The sequence below is a fragment of the Methanobrevibacter ruminantium genome (assembly GCF_016294135.1).
GTDB lineage: Archaea > Methanobacteriota > Methanobacteria > Methanobacteriales > Methanobacteriaceae > Methanobrevibacter > Methanobrevibacter ruminantium_A.
Window position 1 is genome coordinate 1 of the sequence record NZ_JAEDCO010000059.1, and the last position, 6300, is coordinate 6300.

Here is a 6300-nt window from a genome sequence, read left to right on the forward strand (position 1 = left end):
GCTTTAGCTTTCTCTGGTGGAGCAGACAGCACATTGCTTGCATACCTTGCAAAGGAAGCTGGTGCAGATGTGCTTGCAATCACTTATGACAACCAGATTTTTCCAACTGGATTTTTGGAATTTGCAAAAAGAAGAACATCTGAACTTGGAATAAGACACGAGATTATTGAAAATAATTTCCTTGATGTAGGTGATGTTGTTGAAAATACTCCACAAAGATGTTTAGTATGCAGAAGATTGATGTATGGTGCAATTAAACAAAGGGCTTTTGATGAAGGATATGAAATTATCATAGATGGAAACAATGTAACAGACCTTACTCATGATAGGCCAGGGATACTCATGAAATATGAGTTTGAAATTGAAAGTCCGTTCATTGAAGCTGAACTTGAAACCCCTGAAATCCATAAGTTCCTTGATGAAAATAATATTGAATACTCAAATTCCACAACATGTCTTGCAACAAGAGTGAAGACCAATGAAATAGTTACTATCGATAAGGTAAATAGAATTGACCATTGTGAAGGATATGTTAAAGAAATCACTGGTTCTGATGTAGTAAAGCTTAGAGAAGAGAAAAATGTGGCTACAATAGAATTAAGTGATTTGGATACCATTTTAGATAAGGAAAAAATAGATCCCATAGTTCAAGAATTGAAATTATCCCAATATGACAAGATCCTATTGAATCTTAAAGCAATCGAAAGTGATGATGAACTCATCTTAGATGATGAACTTGAAAAAGGAGCGAATAATCTTACACTTAGAAAGAGATTGCCATTTGGAATCAATATTTTAGAAACCGATAGGATTCTTAAAAATAAGGAAAATGACCATATAAGCAATATTGAGACTATTGAAGATATCGGATACATCAAATTGCATATTGATGAAAAAGAGTCTAGGATATTTAGAGATGGTAAGATAAGCATTAAAAACAATAAAAACAAGAAAGATGCAAAAGAATCTTTAGTAAATATATTGCCATATATTAGAAGAACTGTTTAGTTCTTCTTCATTTACTTTTTTTAAAAAATATTAAAATTTTAAAAATTCTATTTTTCAAAACATTATTGATTATTATTTTTTAATCTTTGCTGCCTTGCAAACTCCTTAAAGGAAATCTTCTTTTCAGTTGGAATATTCTTTTCAACAGATTTAACAATTATTCCATCATTTGAGTCATCCTCTTTTTTAAGTTTTAAGCCTAAAATTCCTTGTGAATACTCTTCTTTTGATGAAATGCCCTTTAATGCAAGTATTTTTCCGTCCAATCTTAAGCTAATATCATCCGCTTTAACTTCAATTAGATGAATCTCAAATCTGCTTGCTTTCCCTATCTCGTCATCTGTGATAAGGTCATATTTCAATAAAAGATTTTCATGTGGAAGAACTTCATTGATTGTCCTTTTGACAACTGATTCAAAAAGGTCTATCAAACTTTCTATAACAGGAAGATCATTATCCCAATAATATGCAAGCATGACATTCAATTGGATTTCATGTTCAGCGAATTCCTCTCCAACTCTTGCTCTGATTCCAATTGTTGAATCATTATCCTTTATTACTAAAATAGGCTCAGATGACATCTTATCACTCAAATTAAAATCATAAAAAATTAATATTACATTATTTATTCAAACTAATATAAATATTTAAATAGTTTGCAATATGTGAAACAAATATTTTCTTTCTTAATTAGTAAAAATAGTAAAATTGAAAGAAAAATAAGAAAAGAAAAAAAGAAAAAATTAAAACTATAATAAAGTTTTAATTAAGTCACTAGCTCTGACGAGTCCAACGAGCTCTCCTTCAATTCCTAAAACAGGTAATTGCTCTACATCAAGAGATCTCATTTTTTCAGCACATACAGAGACTTTAGTTTTAGTGTTTGCAGTTACAACATCATTGATTGCAACATCCTTGAACACTTTGTCAGTGAATTTGAGATGGTTTTTCTCAATGTACAATACAGAAGTGCTGTCCCAAGACCATTTGTCTCCTTCAGTACCTACAGAAGAGCTATGTTCAGTTCTTTCAGAGATGATTTCACTTTCAGCAATGAAATCGGTTTCAGTTAAGATACCAGTCATTCTGTTGTTGGAGTTTAATCCGATTACAGATTTCAATCCAAAGAATTTCATTACTTCAAATGCAACATTCAATGGAGTTTCATCCCAAGTTGCAGGAATGGTTGTAATCATGTAATCTTCTACAGGATCCTTGATTCCCATATCTGCAATAGCTAAAGCTACAATATCAAAAGAAGTTACAATTCCAACTAATTCATCTTCATCATTAATGACAGGAATTCTTCTGATGTTGTTTTCCACCATCTTTTCTGCAACGGTCTTTAATTCATCATCCATCTTTGCTGTGATTAAATCTCTAGTCATCAACATAGCAATTTGTTCTTCATCAGGATTGGTAATCATATCAGAACGAGTTAATATCCCGACTAATTTGTTAGTATCATTTTTAATAACAGGCACTACAGATACATCCTCTTTTTTCATGATTCTTAAAGCATCTTCTCTGCTTCCTGGAACTGTTACATGAATAACATCTGTAGAAGCTACATCTTTTACTTTCATAAGTAACACCTAATTGATTTTTAAATAAGATTAAGACAAGTATTGTGATAATTTCAATCATTTTATTTTCTTATCTGTTTAACACCTAATTATCACATACCAAAATAATTTTTGTTATAATTTTTTAACAAAGTAGTATTCTTAGTATACATTTATTAATTTATTGTTTATCATTTAAATAATTTTAGTATGTAAGTGATAAATTATTTCAAAAATTGGAAGGAATAGTCGGATATCAAATTATTTCCTATGAAAAATAAAAATAATTGCAAAAAATTTTATGAAAAATGGGCAAAATAAATAAAAAAAAAAAATAAATTAAATTAACTAAAAAAAAATAAAAAAGAGGATGAGAACTTTTAAAAGAGAAGAACCAGTGCAAACCAATTCCCCTCATTATTTACTCAAGAATTTAATTTAAAAAATTTATACAACAATTTATTTCATTTAAAAAATTCAATATAATTGAACATATAATTCTAAAATATGCTCATTGTAAATGCAAATGAGCATATTAGCAGATATCAAAAAATACATATTCTCCCCAAAGACAAAACATATATTTATCAGATATCATTCAAAATGCACATCCATCAGAAAGACAAATGTGCATATTGTTTTAAACTAGAAAAGGATTTTACATTCCAATTCTTAATATTACCTAAACTGTTTCTGCTACTTGTTGCATCAGCAGAGTACCATATGCCATCCACATAGATTTGAGCCCATACATGTCCAGTTACCAAACCGCTGGAAAATGTACAACCTTGAGCATGTGAAAATCTTGCAGGTATGTTTGCTGCTCTACAAAGAGCAACTATCAAATTCGCTTGATCGCAACAATTAGCAGACTTGCTGCTTAAAGTTCCGCTTGCAGCTTTTTTACTGTTGGAATAGAAACTGTATGAAATATTGTCCCTAACATAGTTATAGATTGCCTCTGCCTTAGCCCATGTTGTAGTCTTTCCAGAAACAAGTTTGCTTGCCAAACTCTTTATTGCTGAGTTAATGGCATCATTTCCAGAAGCGGTTAAATATGATTTCAACTGAGCTGCAGTGAGATTTGTAATTTCATTCAAACCAGTCTTGTATTGGGAACTGTTTCCCTTTTTGGTAACTGAAGAACTGCTTGCAGAACTGCCTGAACCATCAACTTCATTTGAAAGAAGGGATAAAGTATTAGGCAATCTATTATTAGATGAATAAAATACTAAAACTTTAGAAAGACCAAAACTGTAGAGCTTTGGTGAAACCAACCCTAAACTTGTATTAATATAATTAGGAATCCTGCTATTGGAATTTGCATAAGACACCAAACTATTTGCCAATGAAAGGTAATTGGCTTTAGTCAAATTGCCTTTAATAGATGTGCTTCCTCCATTTGAATAGCTTGAACTGATATTTCCTAAAGTTATTACCCCAGAAGTTTTTCCAGAATTAATGCTTACAACAGCTTTACCCATCAAATAAGTGAAACTGCTTATATTTAATGAAACTCCATTTACAGAAACTGTAGATGGAACCTTTCCATATTTCTCAACATATGATTTAACTGTTGAGGATGCGGATACAACTTGTGCAACAGTAAATACAGATTCTGACTTTACATTCAAGCTTACAGATCCAGAAGAGGAAGTGTATGTGTTATCTCCTCCAAATTTATAAGTCAATGAATATTTTTTAGGGGTGCTTACATTTATGCTTAAACTTGCCACACCATTTGAAGAGGTAGTTTCAGTGTATGACTTTCCATTGAAAGTGAATGCAATCTTCTTATTGGATAAAGGATTCCCATTAGAATCCTTCAATGCAATCTTATAATTACTTCCATTCATTAAAGAACTTCCAGAATTGGAAATGACACTTTTAATCTTTACAGACAATTTGATAGTGCCTGATGAAGAAGCCGCATAATACGAACTTCCAGCATACTTGTAAGAAAAACTATATGTTTTTCCTGCAGCAGCCTTAATTGTCAAACTAGCCACACCTTTTGAATTGGTAGTTCTAGTATAATTCTTACCACTGAAAGTGAAAGTGACTTTTTTGCTTGATAATGCTTTTCCACTTGAATCCTTCAATGTGACTGAGTATTTGTTTCCTTTGATAATTGTAGTTGAACTGGAACCTGTCAAACTTGTGCCTTTCTTAATCTTTAAGTTTACAGACCCTGAAATCGCACCATATTTGCTATTTCCAGCATACTTATAGGAAATCTTATAGGTATATCCTATGGTTGAACTGATCTTCAATCCCACTTTTCCTTTTGAATCTGTAGTTTTGGTATAAGTTTTTCCACGATATGTGATCTTTACGGTTTTGCCAGCCAATACATTCCCATCAGAATCCTTTAAAGTAATGTAATAGGTTTTACCATTTGCAATTGAACTACCTGAATTTACAAATTGGGTAGGTGTCTTGACAAATAAGGAAACCGTTTTAGATGAACTTCCATAATATGAACTTCCAGCATACTTGTAAGAAAAACTATATGTTTTTCCTGCAGCAGCCTTAATTGTCAAACTAGCCACACCTTTTGAATTGGTAGTTCTAGTATAATTCTTACCACTGAAAGTGAAAGTGACTTTTTTGCTTGATAATGCTTTTCCACTTGAATCCTTCAATGTGACTGAGTATTTGTTTCCTTTGATAATTGTAGATCCAGAACCGGATAAAGCAGTAGGCATCTTTATTTTGATGCTTGCTGAGCCAGCAATGGAACTGTAGTTTGCATCTCCAGCATACTTGTAGGTTAATTTGTAAGTCTTTGCAACTGTACCGCTGATGGTTAAGCTAACTTTACCATTAGAGTTTGTAGTCTTCTTGTAAGTTTTTCCATTAAATGTCAAACTTACAGTTTTGCCTGACAATACATTCCCATATGAATCCTTCAATGTAATGTAATATGCTTTTCCATTTACGACAGAGCTTCCAGAATTAACTAGTGCTGTTGGAGTCTTTACGATTTTTATGCTTTGGGAATTTGAATAGTTCCCATAATTGGAATCACCAGCATATGAGCAAAGAATCACATAAGTTCCGGGACTTGAATTTAGCAATAAGCTAGCGACTCCCTTTGAATTTGTAGTTTTTGTATACTTGTTTCCATTAAATGTAAATGTTATTGTTTTTCCAGCCAATGGATTGCCGGAATTTCCATCTCTTAAAGTGACATTGTAATAATCCCCTCTTGCAACGGAAGTGCTTGAAGATTCTATAACTGAAGAATTTTTTTCACTTGCTGAAGAAGCTAAAGCACTAACTGAATCCTTTTCACCATCTTCAGAAGAGCATAAGACATCACTTGAGACATTTGCTTCTGCATTTCCTTCTGTAGATGAACACAATTCATTTGTTGAAGAGAATCCATCTTTTGAACTGATCTCGCAAGAATTACTATCTGAACCGGTTGAACCGATTGAATCAATTGAATTCCCATCATAATCAGAAACATCAACACCTGTTGAACTGCTGAGACTATCAGAACTAGATGAAATACTAGAACCAACAGAGCCAGTGCCATTTTCAACAAAATCATCGGAAGTGGAAATCCCACTGCCAGAATCTACATCATTTAGAATATTTGAATCTTGATTATCACTAATATCACTGACATCAGTTGCAGAAACACTTGCTATAGAAATTATGAACAAGCTTATAAGCACTGCAAATAACGTCTTGCTTTTTAGCGAAATTGTTTCACCTC

General features: G+C 32.2%; 4 protein-coding genes. 1 reads left to right on the plus strand and 3 read right to left on the minus strand.

Annotation, left to right across the window (positions count from 1 at the left end; translation table 11 throughout):
* Positions 1 to 1008: 7-cyano-7-deazaguanine synthase (locus VW161_RS08535; RefSeq protein WP_325192928.1), on the plus strand; the 1008-nt coding region annotated here is incomplete at its 5' end.
* Between the two features lie 62 nt (positions 1009 to 1070).
* Here VW161_RS08535 and VW161_RS08540 read toward each other — a convergent pair.
* The 3 genes from VW161_RS08540 to VW161_RS08550 form a co-directional block, all read right to left on the minus strand.
* Entirely contained in the window at positions 1071 to 1589 is a 519-nt protein-coding gene (locus tag VW161_RS08540; RefSeq protein ID WP_304085628.1) for a hypothetical protein, read from the minus strand.
* Between the two features lie 168 nt (positions 1590 to 1757).
* A complete protein-coding gene (locus VW161_RS08545; protein WP_304085626.1) occupies positions 1758 to 2594 on the minus strand; it encodes a CBS domain-containing protein in 837 nt (278 codons plus the stop codon).
* Positions 2595 to 3187: 593 nt separating this feature from the next.
* Positions 3188 to 6300, minus strand: a 3113-nt coding sequence (locus VW161_RS08550; protein WP_325192929.1) for a transglutaminase domain-containing protein, incomplete at its 5' end; no start/stop codon positions are given.